Here is an 18249-nt window from a genome sequence, read left to right as displayed (position 1 = left end):
AACGAGGTTGTTCCCTGTTGATAGGTGACAACCTAGTTTTACAAAAAAAAGCATGAGCAGCAAGGAGAGTGCAAGCATGCGTTATCGGAATCCTTCGTTATCGACAGCGGAACGGGTCGCCGATCTGCTCGGTCTGATGTCAATTGAGGAGAAAATCGGTCAGTTGATTCAGCTTTTTGGATGGAAAACCTTTCATAAAAACGGAGGCGGCGTCTCACTGTCCGATTTTTTTCAAGAAGAAGTGAAACGATATGGGGTCGGATCCTTATACGGAACATTAAGAGCCGATCCGTGGACAGAGGTGACCCTGGAGACAGGGATGTCACCCCGCGAAGGGGCAGAGGCAGTTAACTTGATTCAAAAGTATGCTGTTGAACATTCCCGGTTAGGCATACCCATTCTGTTCGGCGAGGAATGCTCCCACGGTCACATGGCAATCGGAGCGACGGTTTTTCCGGTGCCTCTCTCGATCGGATCTACTTGGAATCCGGCGCTCTATGAGCGGATGTGCAGAGCTGTGGCCGTGGAAACGCGCAGCCAAGGCGGAGCCGTTACTTACTCGCCGGTGTTGGATATTGTACGAGACCCTCGTTGGGGAAGGACAGAAGAAAATTTTTCGGAGGACCCGTTCCTTGTCGGGGAGATGGCCGTTGCCGCAGTAAGAGGAATGCAGGGTGACCGACTTGATCGTAAGGATAGCATTGGTGTGACGTTAAAGCATTTTGTTGGATACGGGGCTTCCGAAGGGGGCAGGAACGGGGCACCGGTTCATATGGGCTTGCGGGAGCTGCATGAGATTGATTTGCTGCCCTTCCGCCGAGGCGTGGAAGCGGGGGCAGTGTCGATTATGACCGCTTACAATGAGATTGACAGTACGCCATGTACCTCGAACCAGTATCTGCTCAGGGATGTGCTGCGACGGGATTGGGGCTTTAACGGCTTCGTCATTACCGATTGCGGCGCCATAAATATGCTTGAGCGCGGACATAATGTAGCGGCTAATGGAGAGGACGCTGCTGCAATGGCGCTGCGTGCGGGCGTGGACATGGAGATGTCCGGTGTAATGTTCCGCGGTCATCTTTTTAAGGCGCTGAATCGCGGGCTAATTACGCAAGAGGAGATCGATGCATCGGTGGTCTCAATCTTAACCGTGAAGTTTCGACTAGGATTGTTCGATGATCCGTATGTTAATCCCGAACAGGCAGAGATGTTGATTGGAGCTGCCGAACATAAGGAAATAGCTCGGAAGGTAGCGGCAGAAGGTTCTGTATTGCTGAAGAATGACAAGCGTTTACTTCCGCTTGCGAGGGATGGGAGGCGGATTGCGGTTATCGGGCCGAACGCCGATCTGATCTACAATCAGCTTGGCGACTACACCTCACCCCAGCCACGGGAAAAGGTCGTAACCGTACTGGATGGCATTCGTGCCAAATTGGCCGATTCGGAGGGAGACGTGCTTTACGCTCCTGGTTGCAGGGTTAAGGATGTATCGGAGGAGGGCTTCGATCAAGCCGTCGCTTGTGCCGCTGAAGCGGATATTACAGTTCTTGTGCTCGGAGGCTCCAGTGCACGTGATTTTGGAGAAGGAACAATTGACTTAAGGACCGGCGCTTCGCTGGTTACTGACCGTACTGCAAGCGATATGGATTGCGGTGAAGGTATAGACCGCGCTGATCTCCATTTATCCGGCGTACAATTGAAGCTGGCACAAGCAATACACAAGCTCGGAAAGCCGCTGGTCGTTGTTTATATTAATGGTCGGCCCATCATTGAGCCTTGGGTTGATGAGCATGCAGATGCCATTCTTGAAGCGTGGTATCCAGGTCAAGAAGGCGGCCATGCGATTGCCGATCTGTTATTCGGTGATGCCAACCCTTCTGGGAAATTGCCAATCTCCATTCCACGGCATGCGGGACAATTGCCGCTGGTGTACAACAACAAACGGACGAGAGGCCGATATCTAGAAACCGACATGAAACCCCGGTATCCATTTGGCTATGGAATGAGTTACACCGAATTTAAATATGAACATTTACGTATCCAGCCAATTGACCTAACCGATGACGTTATCGCCAAGGCGAGTGTAGATGTGATGAATGCTGGCGAGGTTGAAGGTGCGGAAGTTGTGCAGTTATATATATCGGATCTTGTAAGCTCCGTAACGAGACCTGAACAGGAATTGAAAGGTTTTAAGAAAATTGTGCTTCAGCCGGGAGAGAGCACGACTGTGACCTTTACTTTATCTGCGGAACATTTGCAACTACTGGATGCGTCGATGCAGCCTGTCGTCGAAGAAGGAGAATTTTTAGTGCGGATTGGCAGCTCTTCCGATTGTTATCTTGAGGATAGCTTGTTCGTTCGCAAATCTTGATTAATAGGCGGTAGGAGGGAGAGATTCGGAGAATCATCTGTTCCATTAAAACGCCTGGAGCTCATCCTAGGGATACAATGAAAAACAGATTTGGATCGTTATGGTTTATGTTGTAATATTATTCTCCAATTCCACTTTTAACTTAAAACGTTCTACCGTATCGGTCATATATTAATTCATTCCCATGAGTTTTCGGGAGTCACTTCTTTTGACGTTGGCCACGATCACCGGTATGCAGGCAGGACGGAACTAGCGCCTTCGGGAGTTCAACATGTTCATCATTATTGTACCTTTACGTCCGTGGATAACGATCATAAGCATATCATTAAAGGAACGACCGGACCCGCCATACCGCTTCGGGGAGGCGGACACTACCATTATTTCGAAGGCTGTACAACGCTCAGCGGTTTGACCCCTCATTCACATCAGTATTGCGGAAAAACAGGCAACGAATCGGATTATTGTTAACGGACAAAAGCGACGATTTCCGCTTAGCGGGATCGTCGCTTTTGTTAGACAGCTGTGTTAATCAACCGCAGTTGCAATTTAACACCGGCTTTCGGGCGGCTGTCGCTTCATCGAGCCGTTTAACGACAGTGGTGTAAGGAGCATTCCGAACAAGATCGGGATCGTGCTCGGCTTCTTCTATAATTTGGATCATAGCGTCGATGAACGCATCCAGCGTTTCTTTGCTTTCCGTTTCCGTCGGCTCAATCATGATGCATTCCTCGACGTTTAGCGGAAAATAAATGGTTGGCGGGTGGTAGCCGAAATCAAGCAGCCGTTTGGCGACATCAAGCGTTCGCAAGCCAAAGGCTTTCAATTTCTTGCCGGACAGGACAAATTCATGCTTGCATACGCCTGGATAGGCAACCTCGTAATAAGGAGCAAGCCTGTTCATCATATAATTGGCGTTCAGCACGGCGCATTCCGAAACGCGGCGAAGCCCCTCCGGTCCATAGGTGCGTATATAAGCGTAGGCGCGGACTAGGATGCCGAAATTGCCGTAAAAGGCTTTAACGCGGCCGATCGACTGCGGCCGGTCGAAATCCCAAGCGAAAGTCCCGTCTGCTTGTTTGCAGACGACGGGCCTCGGCAGAAACGGGATGAGCTTGTTCTTGACTCCAACCGGCCCCGCACCGGGACCGCCGCCTCCGTGCGGCGTGCTCATCGTTTTGTGCAGGTTCAGATGCACCACGTCAAAGCCCATGTCGCCGGGTCGGGCGATTCCCATGATGGCATTGGAGTTGGCTCCGTCATAATATAACAGTCCGCCTGCTTCATGAATAATTTCCGCAATCTCGACGATTTGTTCTTCAAACAAACCAAGCGTGCTCGGATTGGTGAGCATGAGTGCGGCTGTGTCGGCTCCTACAGCGGCGCGCAGCGCATCCAAATCGACCATTCCGCGTTCGTTCGATGGAATGGTAATCGTTGCAAAGCCGGCGGTCGTTGCGCTTGCAGGGTTAGTTCCATGGGATGAATCCGGAACGATGACCTTCGTGCGTTGTTCGCCTCTGCTTTCATGATAAGCGCGAATGAGCATGAGCCCGGTCCATTCGCCGTGCGCACCGGCAGCAGGCTGCAGGGTCACTTGGTCCATGCCGGTTAGTGCGGCGAGATCATTTTGCAGCGTATACAGCAGCTCGAGCGCACCCTGGATGCTTTCTTCCGGCTGATAAGGATGGATTTTGGCGAAGCCGGAGAAACGAGCGACATCTTCATTGATTTTCGGATTATATTTCATTGTGCATGAGCCGAGCGGATAAAAACCGTTGTCGATACCGAAGTTGCGGCGCGACAATTCCGTATAATGGCGGATGACATCAACCTCGTACACTTCGGGGAATTCAGCCGTCTTGCTGCGAAGCAGATGTGAAGGAATGAGTTCGGACGGCTCGACATCAGGAACGTCGCATTCCGGCAGGGAGTAAGCGATGCGTCCCGGTTTGCTTAGTTCAAAGATTAACGCTTTTTCGGGTTTCATGACAGGCAAGCCTCCAGTTCAAGGACGAATCGGTCGATTTCGTCCTTAGTTCTTCTTTCGGTTACAGCGATCAGAATATGTCCTTTCAGCTCCGGATAAGCGTCTCCCAAATCGTATCCTCCGAGAAATCCGGCCTGCAGAAGCCTGGCGTTCAAAGCTTTGACATCCGTCCCATCCGAAAGCTTGACGGCAAATTCATTATAGAAGGAGGAGAAGAAAGGAAGGGTCATGGCTCCTCCGGTTGAAGCGCGAATACTGTCGGCTGCGTAATGCGCTTTGCGCAGATTAAGAAGGGCGGCTTCCTGTATGCCCGTTTTCCCCATTACCGACATATAGACCGAAGCGCAAAGCGCAAGCAGCGCCTGGTTGGAACAAATATTCGAGGTCGCCTTTTCACGGCGGATATGCTGCTCCCGCGTTTGCAGCGTCAGGACAAATCCGCGTTTTCCGTCCCGGTCGACGGTTTGGCCGACTATTCTACCCGGCATACGCCTCATCAGCGGTTCGGAAACAGCGAAAAATCCGCAGGTCGGTCCTCCGAGCGCTGCCGGGATGCCCAGCGGTTGAGCATCCCCGACGGCAACGTCCGCTCCAAGCTGTCCGGGAGACTCCAGCAAACCGAGCGAAAGCGGATTGACGCTCATGACGAGCAGCCCTCCCTTGGCATGCACAACCGGTTCAATTGAGCGGACGTCCTCTATGCAGCCGAGGAAATTGGGGCTCTGAATGAGTACGGCTGCAGTATCCTCTGACATTGCCGCTTCCAGCTCGGACAAGTCGGTAACGCCATTCGAATGACCGATCTCAATTATTTTCATGTTTAAACCGTGTGCCGAGGTTTTTACGATTTCCCTGGCTTCCGGGTGCACGGTACGGGAAATGATTATTTGCCTGCGTTTTGTGGCTCCGCCGGCAAGAGCGGCCGCCTCCGCAAGAGCGGTTGCACCGTCGTACATACTGGCATTGGCGACGGCCATGCCGGTCAATTCGCAAATATAGGATTGGAATTCAAATATCGCTTGAAGCTCACCTTGGCTGATTTCAGGCTGATAAGGGGTATAAGCCGTATAAAACTCAGATCGGGAAATGATGTGATTGATGACAACGGGGATATGATGATCATAAATACCCGCTCCAAGAAAGCAGGTGTAACGGTCGAAATCCGCGTTCTGATTCGACAAGCTGCTCATGTGCCTGAGCAGTGCATCCTCGTCAAGCGCTTCCGACATCGGCAGTTTGCCTGTGTATCTTACCGATTCCGGAATATCTGCAAAGAGCTGTCCGATCGAGTCAGCGCCAATCGTTTGCAGCATTTCGTTCTGATCCTGTTCTGTCATCGGCAAATAGCGATGTTTCATCATGGATTCGCTCCTTTTCCCTGTTATGGCGACAGTCGTTCCCGCTTATAAAAAGGGGTTTTGATGATACAGGCTTTTAATTGCTTCCCCCGAATTTCCACCCAAACTTCGGTGTCCGGTTCGGTGTAGCCGATGTCCAGAAGCGCAAGCCCAAGATTGCGTTTAAGGGTAGGCGATTGAGTTCCTGTAGTAACTTCACCGATCCGTACTCCGTCCGCGAACACGGGATAATGGGCCCGCGGGATGCCCCGCTCTACCATTTCGAGTCCGGCCAGTTTTCGGGTCACTCCCTCGCGTTTCTGCTTGGCTAACATTTCTCGCCCGATAAATTCGCCTTTATCGAGCTTCACAAAGGAACCAAGGCCCGCCTCCAGCGGTGAAATATGATTCGAAAGCTCTTGTCCGTACAGCGGCAGCCTGGCTTCAAAGCGGAGCGTATCGCGTGCGCCCAGTCCCGCGGGAATCAGGCCGTCCGCTTCGCCTGCTTGAAGCAGGCCAGTCCATATTTGCTCGGCATCCTCTGCTGCGGCATAGATTTCAAACCCATCCTCTCCGGTATAGCCGGTGCGGGAAACAAGAGCGGATATTCCGCAAACCGAAGCTTTGTGAATAAAATGAAACCAAGGAAGCGACTGAACGGGAACATCGGATACCCTCGACAAGATTGCTGCCGCGAGGGGGCCTTGCAGGGCAAGCAGCGCGGTTTCCTCCGATCGGTTCTCAATCATTACATCGCCGTTTAAATGATCCTGCAGCCATTGCAAGTCTTTATCGATGTTGGACGCATTGACGACAAGAAGAAATTGGTCTGCGGACAGCCTGTATACGAGCAGATCATCGACGATGCCGCCGTCTCCATAACACATCAGCGTATATTGGGCCTGGCCATCGACAAGACGGGAAACATCGTTCGTGGTCATTCGCTGCAGGAAAGACTCCGCATATTTCCCGGTTATAAGAAATTCCCCCATATGGGATACATCGAATAATCCGGCCTGCCTGCGGACGGCGTCATGTTCCCGCTGAATGCCGTAAAACTGTACGGGAAGCTCCCAGCCTCCAAAGTCGATGCAGCGGACGGAAGGATGGTTGTCATAAAGGTGGAACAAAGGCGTACGTTTTAATAAGTTCATTCCATCACCTCTTTTTTTAGTGATCCAGAAAGTTTCTGCTCGGGATAGAATGCTCCGCTTAAGCATGTCTTTGCCGCAACGGGCGTATGTTTCAGTAAGGTAATTCAGCCTTTGTTACATAAGTATGCGGTACAGGTAGTCAAACATGCGGAGCCGGCATTATCTTTCAAATTTCAATGAAATGAGGCGGTTGGCGGTGAGTGAGATAAGAGAGCAGTTGGCATATACCTTGGAACATGAATGGGCTTTGGCGGTTGAAAGACAAATCGTGCGGATCGGCATTACCGATTATGCGCAAAGCCTGCTTGGCGACATTGTTTTTGTTGAATGTCCAGAACCTGGAACGGCGGTTAGCGCCGGGGAAAGTATAGGGACGATCGAGTCGGTCAAGACGGTTTCCGAGCTGTATTGTCCTGTCTCCGGAACCGTGACGAAAGTGAATGAAACGCTCATCGATCAGCCGGAGCTTGTAAATGAAGAACCTTATGAGGGCGGTTGGATTGTAGAAGTGGAAGTTCAAGGAAGTGTCAAGGATGCGCTTGACAAGCTGCTGACAGCGGAAAGATACCGGTCGTTAACTTAGTCGAACAATGCAGGGGGGCGACAGGGGGGGATGTTAAACCTGAGGGAGAATCGGATGTCTTGGAGGTACGTGCACACTGGAAGCCGCTCTCCGGCTGAAAATATGGCCATTGACGAAGCGATGCTGATTGCGCATTACGAGGGGCGAACGCCCCCTACGGTTCGATTTTACGGCTGGAATCCGCCGACGCTCTCTATCGGTTATTTTCAACGGGCGGAACGGGAAGTGGACTTGAAGGCGCTGCATCAGCGCGGCATCGGTTTCGTTCGGAGGGCTACCGGAGGACGGGCCGTGCTCCATGATCGCGAGCTGACGTACAGTCTTATCGTATCGCAGTCCCATCCCGGGATACCTGCAAGTGTGACGGAAGCTTACCGTGTGCTGAGCGCGGGGCTGCTGCATGGCTTTCGCAACCTTGGATTGGAAGCGGAAATGACCGGACTGGGCAATTCGGATGGAGAATCGAAAGCATGCGCTGGGGCTGTTTCTTCCGCATGTTTTGATTCTCCCTCACGTTATGAGTTGGTTGTCCAGGGCAAAAAAATTGCCGGCAGCGCGCAGATGCGGTCAAAGGGTGTCATTCTCCAGCACGGTTCTGTATTGCTCGATCTCGATATCGGGCTGCTGTTTGAATTGCTCCGGTTTCCCGATGACCAATCGAAAGACCGGATGATGAACCAATTCGAGGATAAGGCGATTGCTGTAAACGCATGTTTGAAAGTAAATAACAGACCGCCTGTCGACATCCCAGTTGTTGAAGAAGCGTTTCGAGCCGGTTTTGCCAAAGGCCTCGGCGCGGCATTATTGCCGGGAACGTTGTCCGACTATGAGGAAGCACTTGCGGCCCGGCTTGTACGGCAGAAATACGGAACGAACGGCTGGAATCTGCGGCGTTAAGACCGCTTAAATGTGGAAGCGCAAAAAAAGAGAAGATCGCGGCAAAGCGACGCGTCTTCTCTTGATAGTTCAATTCTGCTGTAAAAAAGCGGTAAGCCCCGCGCGGATCTCCGCTGGCGTATCCAGCTCGAGCAGCCTCTCGGCAAGCTGCTCGCAGGAGCTGCGTTCAAGACCCGTAATCGTTTGTTTGATTCGTTGAATGGCCGAGGTCGACATGCTCCATTCATGGAGGCCAAGCCCGACGAGCAGGGGAGCAGCAAGCGGGTCGCCCGCCATGCTGCCGCACATACCGGTCCATTTGCCATGCTTGTTCGAGGCGTCGATGACCAGCTTAATGAGCCGAAGGACGGAAGGATGGAAGTAGTCGTACAAGTATGCGACCTTCTCATTCATCCGATCGACGGCGACGGTATACTGTACCAAATCATTTGTTCCGATGCTGAAGAAGTCTACCTCCTTAGCTAGTCGATCAGCCAAAAGGGCGGCGGAAGGGATCTCGATCATAATGCCGACTTCGATCGATTCGCCGATTTTTACGCCCTCGGCAATCAGTTGCTGTCGAGCCTCCTCATAAAGCGCTTTGGCCGCGCGCCATTCTTCCATGCCGGAGATCATCGGGAACATGATTTTCACCTGGCCGTAAGCGCTGGCGCGGATAATCGCCCGCAGCTGCGCGAGAAACAGCTCCCTGCGGTCCAGGCAGAGCCGAATCGCCCGGTAGCCGAGAAACGGATTCATCTCTTCCGGAAGCGCGAGATAAGGCAGCTCCTTGTCGCCGCCGATATCCAGCGTACGGATAATGACAGGGCGCCCCTGCATCGCTTCCGCCGCTCCGCGGTAGGCTTGGAACTGCATATCCTCAGAAGGCATATCGGCTGCGCTCATGAACAAAAACTCGGTTCTGTATAAGCCGACTCCTTCGGCGCCTTTGTCCAGCAGCCCGGCAGTCTCCTGCGGCGTACCGATATTCGCCGCGATTTCTACGGAGAAGCCGTCTTTCGTCACTGCGGAGAGGGAGGAGTAAGCCTTCAGACTTTCCTGTTCGGCTTGCTCTCTCGCCATCCGTTCCGCAAATAAACACTTTGTTGCTTCATCAGCCTGCAGCACACATTCGCCTGTGGAGCCGTCGATGATCAGCTCATCGCCGTGTTGGATGGTCTCAATAGCCGGGCCAACGCCAAGTACGGCTGCAATGCCGAGCGAGCCGGCGAGAATAGCGGTGTGGGATGTTTTTCCACCGATCCGTGTCACGAATCCGAGCACATATTGTTTATTGAGTTGAACCGTATCGGAAGGGGTAAGGTCATCGGCAATAAGAATGACCTCTTCATTAATGTCTGTCAGTCGCGCGCCTTGGTGTCCGACGAGGAGTGTCATCAGCCTGCTGCCGACATCGCGTACGTCGGCGGCTCTTTCGCGCATATATTCGCTGGCCATGCTCTCGAATAAGCCAGCGACTTGTTTCACCGTTCGCAGTACGGCGGTTTCGGCAGACCATTGTTCATTTTGAATCAGCTTCTGCATCGGAGGATAGAAGGCCGGGTCATTCAGAAAGCTGACCTGGCCTTTTAAGATCGCTGCTTTTTCTTCGCCAAGCGTCTGCTTGGCGTGTTCGACAAGAACGTTTAGCTCCTCGATGCATAACGACTTTGCTCTTTCCAGCCTTACCAGCTCGTGCTCAGGCAGCTCAGCCTTGCTCTCGGCGATCTGCTCAAGTTTTACAGGATGATAGACGAAAGCTTTGCCTATTCGTATGCCTTCCGACACACCTAATCCAACTATTCTTTTCTCTGATGTACTCTTCGTATCTGTCATCAATTCGTGTTCCTCCTTGTTCAGGCTTATAGAAGCTGCTGACTAGTTCTCTCCAAAGCCGCTTAGCACAAGCTCGGATAGCTGCTGTACAGCTTCAACCTCATCGGAACCCTCGGCCTCGATCGTAATGACGGAGCCTTTGTCGAGCCCCAGCGTCATCAGGTTCAGTATGCTTTTCGCATCTGCAACCGTGGTCGTACCTTCCGGTTTGATGAGAATGGTAGATTGAAACAATACGGCCTTCTCAGAAAATAGCTGGGCAGGACGGATATGAAAGCCGGAGGCGTTCTGAATAGTTACTTGCTGTGCATGCATGCTTGTTTCCTCCTAAGTTTAAATAGCAGCGAGCAGGTTTTTTAATTGATCTGCGTGCTCGATGCGCATAAGTTTATCGCGGAAATCGGAATCGATGAGCTTGCGGGATAAGGCAATTAAGATTTGAAGATGCTCGTTGCCGGCCGCTTCCTCGGGTACGGCAATCATGAATACAATGTTTACCGGCTGTCCGTCAAGCGAATCCCAGTCCGTTGGCGCAGACAGCTTGGCAAAGGCAAGTCCGGGCTTCAAGACGCCTTTGGATTTACCGTGGGGAATGGCTACGTTGAAACCGATGCCCGTTGAGCCGGTGCTCTCGCGAGTGAGCACCGCATTCATATATTCTTCTTTATTCGATATGGATCCGGAGGCTGCAAGACCGTCAATCATGCTGGAAATAACCGAGTTTTTGTCACTTGCGTTCATAGGGATAAAGATGGATTTCTCATCAAGCAAGGCATTAATGTTCATGTTCTGTTCCTCCTGAGCTATTTTTATGAAAGACGTTGTTCAACCGGTTTTTTAAGAAGGCTGAGCAGGATAGCTGTTACGACAGTTCCGATGATAATAGCGAGTGCGTATAGAGCGACATGGCCTACCGCATTCGGTATCGGAAGCACGAAGATGCCGCCGTGCGGAGCGCGCAGTGTAGCGCCGAATGCCATCGACAATGCGCCGGTTACTGACGAGCCGGCTATAATAGAAGGGATGACCCGGAAAGGATCGCCGGCAGCGAATGGAATCGCACCTTCCGTAATGAAGGAGATACCTAGGACCGAAGCGGCTTTGCCGGCATCTTTTTCTTCCTTCGTGAATTTATTTTTTGCAATTAAGGTTGCAAGCCATAGACCAAGCGGAGGTGTCATACCAGCAGCCATGACTGCGGCCATCGGGCCGTATACATCACTCGCCAGAAGTCCAACCGCGAAGGTATAAGCGGCTTTGTTCACAGGACCGCCCATGTCGAAAGCCATCATAGCGCCAAGGAGCAGACCGAGCAGAATGGCGTTAGTTGTACCTAGTCCAGTCAACCAACTCGTTAGTCCATCCATAATGCCTTTCACCGGCTCACCAATGACATAAATCATGAGAAGGCCCGTAATTGCGGATGCCAGGAGCGGAATAAGCAGTATGGGCTTCAAGCCTTCCAGATTGCGCGGAAGCTTAATATATTTCTTCAAGGCAAAAGCTGTATATCCTGCCAGAAATCCGGCTAGTATACCGCCAAGGAAGCCCGCCCCGATACTGGATGCCAGCATGCCGCCAATAAGTCCGGGAGCCAGACCCGGCTTTTCGGCAATAGAGAAGGCGATAAAGCCGGCTAGAATCGGTACCATCAAAGCGAAAGCGGAGCCTCCGCCGATTTGCATCAGCGCTGCGGCCAAGGTTCCTTCTTCCTTGAACGCTTCGATGCCGAAGACGAAGGACAAGGCAATAAGCAATCCGCCTGCAACAACGAGCGGCAGCATATGCGATACCCCGGTCATCAGATGCTTATAAGGACCGCTGCGCGACGAGCTGCGCTGCGCCTTCGACTGTTCGACCTGCTGGGCAAAATCGCCGGGAGCGGATGCTTGCCTGCTGAGCGCTTCGTCCAGAAGTCCGGCCGGGTTTTTGATCGCTTGGGCGACAGGCACCTTTACGACGGGCTTGCCTGCGAAACGGGATTCAAGTACATCGGTATCCGCAGCGACGATGATGGCATGAGCCTCTGCAATTTCCTGCTCGGTGAATTCATTCTCGACGCCGACGGCGCCGCGGGTTTCCACTTTCAATGGTATATCTTTTTCTTTAGCTGCTTTGATCAGGGATTCAGCTGCCATATAAGTGTGGGCAACTCCTGTTGGACAAGCTGTTACGGCGAGTAACTTTTTCATAAATGATGACCCTCCTTAAATTGAGCAAAAGATCTTCTAAAAATGCGTAAGCTTAACCATAGGAATGGAATCTTGCACCTCTTGAAGCGTGCATACCTGTGTACCCGGCTTGGAAGCGGTTATCGTCCCTGCAGCCGAGGTCCATCTGGCCATATCTTCAAAGGATTTGCCGCTGAGTATGCTGTAGACCATGGCGGCAACCATCGAATCGCCTGCCCCGACAGTGCTTAGGGGCGTAATCGGGAAGGGGCTGGCTCTCACGGCTTTATCCTTATTGACGAGCAGGGAGCCTTCAGCACCCATGGACACCAGTACATACTCAATGCCTCTGTCAAGCAGAGATCTTGCGGCATCAATTACATGTTCGATTCTGTCAAACGTTGCCCCAAGCAGCGTTTCCAGCTCATGAATATTCGGCTTGATGGCGAACGGCGCCGCTTCGATGCCTAGCGCCAGCGCCACGCCGTCCGCATCGAGGACGGTACGAATGCTTTTGCTGCGCGCATTTTCGATCAAGGTGCGATAGTAATCCGGCGGTGTACCGGGCGGTAAGCTGCCTCCAAGGACGACAATTGACGATTCGGCAGCTTCAGCCTTGTAGGTATCGAGAAATTGTCCCAGGAGCAGGTCGTCTACAATAAAGCCCGGCTCGTTGAGTTCTGTTGTCTGCTTCGTGGATTCGTCGACGGCCTTTAGGTTCACTCTGGTTTCTCCAATTGCTTCCAGCAGGACGGAGCGGATACCAAGCCCATGCAGCTTATCGCGAATCACTTGTCCCTGATAGCCGGCCGCCAGGCCTAAGGCGCTGACATTCACCCCAAAGTGCCTCAGCACCTTAGCGACATTGATCCCCTTGCCGCCGGCATCGGTACGTATTTCCTTAATGCGGTTCAAGCCCCCGTACTCAAACTTCTCGAGCGTGACCGTTTTGTCAAGAGCCGGATTAAGCGTAACCGTGATGACTGGTTCAGCCGGCTTCATGACAGTACACCCCCAAGATCGGCCAGAGTTACCTCTAGCCCGGCATTTTCCAATTGCTGCACCGCGTCAGAAGGGAGGAGTTTGTCGGTAATTAACGTTGTAACGTCTGTCATATCTCCGAAGCGGCAGAAGGATATTCGTCCATGCTTGCTGTGGTCGGCAAGTAAAACAACCTTCTGAGCGGAGCGGATCATCCTGTTCTTCGTGGAGGCTTCTATCATATTAGGCGTCGTTAATCCAGTTTGTATGTCGAAGCCGTTCGTAGCCAGGAAGACTTTGTCGACATGAACGTCTGCAATGGCTCGTTCGGCGAACGGCCCAACCATGGCTAGTGTTTCAGGGCGGAGGGTGCCGCCGGTAAGCAGAAGCTCCATATTCTTCTCATCTGCAAGTTCCTGTGCGACCATGACCGAATTGGTCACGACCGTTAACCGCTTAAAGCCCTTCAGCAGCTTCGCCAAATGATAGGTCGTCGTTCCCGAGTCGAGCAGAATAGTGTCTCCTTCGCGAATGAGCGACACAGCTGCTTGGGCAATGGCCAGCTTCTGCTGTTGAAAGCGATCCTCCTTCTCAACGAAGGTTGGCTCCATGTTGTCATTCTGAAGCATAGCGACCGCACCGCCATGTGTACGCCGCAGATGCAGCAGCTCCTCAAGATCTCTTAGGTCTCGTCTTACGGTCGATTCCGACACTTGAAAGTGGTTGGCCAGCTCCTGTACTGATGCGCGTCCTTGCTGTTGGACATAATCGGCGATTAGCCGCTTGCGTTCCTCTTCGAACAGCATGCTCATCCTCCTCCTTCATTCCAATCCTCATTCATTTGTTTATATTGTGCTCATTTGTGATCGATTCATAAATTCTAGCTTAAATATTGCTCATTCATTCTTATTTATGATTGTATATGATCGTTAATGAATTGTAAAGCGCTTTCTGCATGCTCGACTATGACCGTTTCATTCAATAGCATCTGCACGAGACGGCTGAATCTATGTCGGAGGTGCGGTAAACGAGAGAAGCGGTCTGATTAGCGCAGAAGTAGGTGTGCTCGGCGAATATGTGGTGCTTTCCTTCTCCTGCCTAATTTAGTGAATTTCTTTAAGCTCCATGGTATTATTGGCACAGAGCAATGTAATTAAAATGCGAAACGAAAGCAGTTTCTTGAATTTGACTTACGGAGAGGAAGATGCCGCTCATGCTGGAACTTGAATATGCGGAAGCTGCCGGAGATACGAAGAACAAGGAGCTTATCGCGGTGCTTAGAGCGGATGGTCAGTTCGAGCTGGATTGGCAGGCGACGGACGAGAAGCTGGACCAAAGTCGGCTCGCTATGCAGCGGAAGTTATACCAGCAATATCGGGATAATACGGAGAAAACTCTGTTCGCGTTAGGCTTCGTGGCACAGACGCAAAGTTTGTCCGAATCACTTAGTTATATCGTTCGAATTGCTTCTGCTTTCATTAAGCGGCTTGCTGCGAATCCGGATATCGAATGGCTGCGTGAACAGACTCTAATTGATTTGGAGGAGCAGGAGCGAGAGGCGCTGCTGCTTCACGCCCCCTTCCTGATCGGCTCCAATCATCTGGATGGGCAATGGATCGAGCAGCTATGGGCAAAGCTTCAGCGCGCTTTCAGCCAAGAGATTGCGGCCTATGAAGGCAGCGTCCAGCAATTGCTGACGTCCATGAATCCCCGGATCCATTTGGCGGGACGTGTTTTTTTTCACTTGGTCGAGAGCAAGAAGGAGGCGGAATACCCCTTTTCTTTCCTTGCAACCTATGCGGCGCAAACGGCAAAGGAAGTGAAGTCCAAACATTTGCCGCTGCTTAACGCACTCGTTGAATATGGAGAGAATAGCGGCAAGCTGCTGGAATTGCTCGCGACGGTAAATAAGGCTTCGGAGCAAAGCGAGTTTATTTCGGAGCTTGTCGAGTCTGGAGATATCTTTCATCCGATTGGCCTGACCGCTGAAGAAGCTTATATCTTTTTGAAGGAAATAAAGCTCTATGAGGAGTCCGGAATCGTTTGCCGCATACCGAAGTGGTGGCGGAGCAAGTCGGATTCCTTGAAAATATCGGTAAGCGTAGGCGAGAAGCCGCCTTCTCTTCTGGGCTTTGATCAGCTGGTTGATTTCGATGCGGAGCTGCTGCTTGGCGGCGATGCATTATCGATTGAAGAATTGAAGGCCATGCTCGCTGAAGCGGAAGGGCTCACGTTTATTAAAGGAAAGTGGGTAGAAGTTAACCACGATAAGCTGGGGGAAGTGCTGAAGGCTTACGAGCAGGTGCAGGCATTGACGAATCATTCCGGTATGAGCATAGTTGAAGCGCTGCGTTTCCGACTGAATACGGACAAGCTGCTGGATGTGCCGGAGGATGTATGCGAGCTTGAGGTTAGTAATGGAGAGTGGCTCGAATCGATGCTCTCCAGGCTGACGAGACCGGATACGATAGAGCGGGTCGCGACGGGGGACAATTTTCACGCCAGCCTAAGGGTTTATCAGGAGCGCGGCTTGAGCTGGCTTTATTTGATGAAATCGCTGGGGCTTGGAGCTTGTCTCGCCGACGATATGGGGCTTGGAAAAACGGTGCAGATTATTGCTTTGCTCAATTATATCCGTGCGAACAAGCAGGAGAAAACGCTGCTCGTCGTTCCGGCTTCGCTGATTGGCAACTGGATGAGTGAAATTGCGAAATTCGCTCCTTCGTTAAAAGCTTACGTCCTCCACCCTTCAGAGAATAAGCTGTCGGAGGAGCTGGGCAGCCGCTGCCTGGAGGAGCATGATTTGTTCATTACGACCTACGGCATGCTGCTTAAATATGATTGGCTGAGAGACATGACCTGGCATAACTTGATTTTGGACGAGGCACAGGCCATCAAAAATCCGGGAACGAAGCAGACAAAAGTCGTCAAGCAAATAAAGGCCGGCTGTAAAATAGCGATGACCGGCACGCCGATCGAGAATCGGCTGTCCGATTTATGGTCTTTATTCGATTTTCTGAATAAGGGTTTGCTTGGCACGGCGAAGGAGTTTACGGAATTCACGAAAAAGCTGAAGGAGAAGCCGGATGGCTACGCCAGGCTGAAGCAGACGGTGAGCCCGTTCATTCTGAGAAGGCTGAAGACGGACAAGACGGTTATTTCCGATTTGCCTGACAAAATTGAGATGAAAACCTACGCTTCGCTTAACAAGAAGCAGATCGTGCTCTACAATAAGCTCGTAAAGGAGCTGACGGAGAAGCTTGAAGCGGCCGATGAGGGGATCGAGCGCAAGGGGCTGGTGCTTGCATCGCTCATGAAGCTGAAGCAGATCTGCAACCATCCCGACCAATACCTTGGTCAGAGCGGCTTCGCGGAAGAGGAGAGCGGGAAGTTTGACCGTCTGCGGGAAATATGCGGGACGATATGCGAGAAGCGGGAACGAGTGCTTGTTTTTACACAGTTCAAAGAAATGACCGGAGCGATCAGCGCCTTTCTGGAGCAGGTCTTCCAGCATAAAGGTCTCGTACTGCATGGTGAAACGGCGGTGAGCAAGCGGAAGGAGCTTGTCGCCAGGTTTCAAGGAGAGGATTATATTCCGTTCATGGTGCTGTCCATTAAAGCGGGCGGAGTCGGCCTGAATCTAACGAATGCGAACCATGTCATTCATTTCGACCGCTGGTGGAATCCGGCTGTCGAGAATCAAGCGACGGATCGGGCTTTTCGGATCGGGCAGTTGAAAAACGTAATCGTGCACAAGTTTATAACGCGAGGTACTATTGAAGAGAAGATCGATCAATTGATCGAGGAGAAAACAAAGCTTTCAAATGAAATTGTTCCCGACATCCAGGAAAACTGGATAACGGAGCTGGATAACGAGCAGCTGATGAATTTGTTCAAGCTGTCCGTATAATTGGAGGAGGTGCCCGCCATGGCGCGTTTTGACTATTTTCCGGAATATGTCCCTGTAGCGGAGAAACGCAGGTTAGCCCAGAACACTATAGAAAAGCTGCGCAAGAAAAACCCGAATATTTCTCCCGTCGTTATTACGGGTAAGAAAATCGCGAAGACTTGGTGGGGCATGTCCTGGTGCGAAAATTTGGAAAGGTATTCCGACTACTCGAATCGCATTGATCGGGGACGAAGCTACGTTCGCCACGGTGCGGTGCTTGATCTTCAATTGAAGCAAGGCGTTATAGAGGCGCTCGTACAGGGAAGCGGCTCTAAGCCTTATCAGGTAACGGTTCGAATTGTTCCTTTGTCACAGGAAGTGTGGCAAGCGTTAGTGGCAGAATGCGCAGGCAAAATGGATTCGCTGCAGGAGCTGATGGAAGGGAAGTTTCCCAAAGCGCTCTCCAGCTTGTTTACTGCCAAGGGAACGGGCTTGTTTCCGGCCCCGAAGGACATTTCCTTGCATTGCAGCTGTCCGGACTCTGCCAACATGTGCAAGCACGTAGCTGCGGTGCTCTACGGTATTGGCGCACGGCTGGATGATGATACGGCGTTATTTTTCAGGCTTCGGAATGTCAATGTTGACGAGCTTATTTCCGAGACCGTTTCTAAGCAATCGAAAACGCTGCTCGAGAAATCGAAGAAGAAAGGCCGCAGAGTTATGAAGGATGCGGATATTACAGACGTGTTCGGCATTGATATAGAGTAGCTTTCAAATTAATTTTAAAAAGTTTTATAAAAACACTTGCAATGTTGGGCGGATACATGATATATTCTAATTCCGGCCGAGAGAAACAAGCGGACGGCGAGCGAAACAAACGAAAGAAAAGATTGCTCTTTGAAAACTGAACAACGAGTGAAACTGCCCTTACAATCCTAACGGATTGTGAGAAAAGCGATAAAAAGTAATGAGCAAGTCAAACACATGAAGCTTTTCTCATCGACATCGCGTCGATGCGAAAACTTCCATTTGGAGAGTTTGATCCTGGCTCAGGACGAACGCTG

Annotated in this window: 14 protein-coding genes and 1 pseudogene; 6 read left to right on the top strand and 9 right to left on the bottom strand. The window is 51.6% G+C overall.

Going from position 1 to position 18249, the window contains the following annotated elements:
- Positions 1 to 76: 76 nt before the first annotated feature.
- On the top strand, positions 77 to 2371 hold the full coding sequence (locus L1N85_RS18920; RefSeq protein ID WP_235240607.1) for a glycoside hydrolase family 3 N-terminal domain-containing protein: 2295 nt from the start codon (positions 77 to 79) through the stop codon (positions 2369 to 2371).
- 174 nt (positions 2372 to 2545) lie between these two features.
- A pseudogene (locus L1N85_RS18915) lies at positions 2546 to 2839 on the top strand (YmaF family protein); the annotation flags it as partial.
- 61 nt (positions 2840 to 2900) lie between these two features.
- Here the strand turns inward: L1N85_RS18915 and gcvPB are convergent.
- From gcvPB to gcvT, 3 genes are read right to left on the bottom strand one after another with little or no spacing between them, the layout of a single operon-like run.
- Positions 2901 to 4358, bottom strand: coding sequence for an aminomethyl-transferring glycine dehydrogenase subunit GcvPB (gene gcvPB, locus L1N85_RS18910; protein ID WP_235240606.1), 1458 nt, complete (start codon positions 4356 to 4358; stop codon positions 2901 to 2903).
- Positions 4355 to 5716 carry an aminomethyl-transferring glycine dehydrogenase subunit GcvPA gene (gene gcvPA / locus L1N85_RS18905; protein WP_235240632.1) on the bottom strand — a complete coding sequence of 454 codons (1362 nt, stop codon included), beginning with the start codon at positions 5714 to 5716 and terminating at the stop codon, positions 4355 to 4357. Before gcvPA ends, gcvPB begins: the two co-directional genes overlap by 4 nt.
- A 23-nt stretch (positions 5717 to 5739) precedes the next feature.
- Positions 5740 to 6849 (bottom strand): glycine cleavage system aminomethyltransferase GcvT, encoded by a 1110-nt coding sequence (gene gcvT / locus L1N85_RS18900; protein ID WP_235240605.1) that lies wholly within the window; start codon positions 6847 to 6849, stop codon positions 5740 to 5742.
- A gap of 196 nt (positions 6850 to 7045) precedes the next feature.
- Here gcvT and gcvH point away from each other — a divergent pair, with 196 nt between their 5' ends.
- Together gcvH and L1N85_RS18890 are read left to right on the top strand one after the other, a co-directional pair.
- A complete protein-coding gene (gene gcvH / locus L1N85_RS18895) occupies positions 7046 to 7432 on the top strand; it encodes a glycine cleavage system protein GcvH (protein ID WP_235240604.1) in 387 nt (128 codons plus the stop codon).
- 54 nt (positions 7433 to 7486) lie between these two features.
- Complete coding sequence (locus tag L1N85_RS18890) at positions 7487 to 8329, top strand: lipoate--protein ligase family protein (protein WP_235240603.1); 843 nt, start codon at positions 7487 to 7489, stop codon at positions 8327 to 8329.
- 69 nt (positions 8330 to 8398) lie between these two features.
- On the opposite strand, the gene ptsP is transcribed toward L1N85_RS18890, so the two are convergent.
- From ptsP to L1N85_RS18860, 6 genes are read right to left on the bottom strand one after another with little or no spacing between them, the layout of a single operon-like run.
- Positions 8399 to 10144 carry a phosphoenolpyruvate--protein phosphotransferase gene (gene ptsP / locus L1N85_RS18885; protein ID WP_235240602.1) on the bottom strand — a complete coding sequence of 582 codons (1746 nt, stop codon included), beginning with the start codon at positions 10142 to 10144 and terminating at the stop codon, positions 8399 to 8401.
- A gap of 42 nt (positions 10145 to 10186) precedes the next feature.
- Positions 10187 to 10459 carry an HPr family phosphocarrier protein gene (locus L1N85_RS18880; protein ID WP_235240601.1) on the bottom strand — a complete coding sequence of 91 codons (273 nt, stop codon included), beginning with the start codon at positions 10457 to 10459 and terminating at the stop codon, positions 10187 to 10189.
- 18 nt (positions 10460 to 10477) lie between these two features.
- Entirely contained in the window at positions 10478 to 10930 is a 453-nt protein-coding gene (locus L1N85_RS18875; protein ID WP_235240600.1) for a PTS sugar transporter subunit IIA, read from the bottom strand.
- 23 nt (positions 10931 to 10953) lie between these two features.
- A complete protein-coding gene (locus tag L1N85_RS18870; protein ID WP_235240599.1) occupies positions 10954 to 12336 on the bottom strand; it encodes a fructose-specific PTS transporter subunit EIIC in 1383 nt (460 codons plus the stop codon).
- 36 nt (positions 12337 to 12372) lie between these two features.
- On the bottom strand, positions 12373 to 13317 hold the full coding sequence (gene pfkB / locus L1N85_RS18865) for a 1-phosphofructokinase (protein WP_235240598.1): 945 nt from the start codon (positions 13315 to 13317) through the stop codon (positions 12373 to 12375).
- Positions 13314 to 14102, bottom strand: coding sequence for a DeoR/GlpR family DNA-binding transcription regulator (locus tag L1N85_RS18860; RefSeq protein WP_235240597.1), 789 nt, complete (start codon positions 14100 to 14102; stop codon positions 13314 to 13316). The genes pfkB and L1N85_RS18860 overlap by 4 nt, the downstream gene beginning before the upstream one ends.
- A gap of 407 nt (positions 14103 to 14509) precedes the next feature.
- Here L1N85_RS18860 and L1N85_RS18855 point away from each other — a divergent pair, with 407 nt between their 5' ends.
- Entirely contained in the window at positions 14510 to 17206 is a 2697-nt protein-coding gene (locus tag L1N85_RS18855) for a DEAD/DEAH box helicase (RefSeq protein WP_235240596.1), read from the top strand.
- Between the two features lie 18 nt (positions 17207 to 17224).
- A complete protein-coding gene (locus tag L1N85_RS18850; protein WP_235240595.1) occupies positions 17225 to 17953 on the top strand; it encodes an SWIM zinc finger family protein in 729 nt (242 codons plus the stop codon).
- Positions 17954 to 18249: the final 296 nt, after the last annotated feature.

This window comes from Paenibacillus alkaliterrae, from assembly GCF_021532375.1.
In the GTDB taxonomy this organism is placed as follows: Bacteria; Bacillota; Bacilli; order Paenibacillales; family Paenibacillaceae; genus Pristimantibacillus; species Pristimantibacillus alkaliterrae.
Note: the sequence above shows the minus strand (reverse complement) of the source record. Positions and strands in the feature narration are given on the sequence as shown.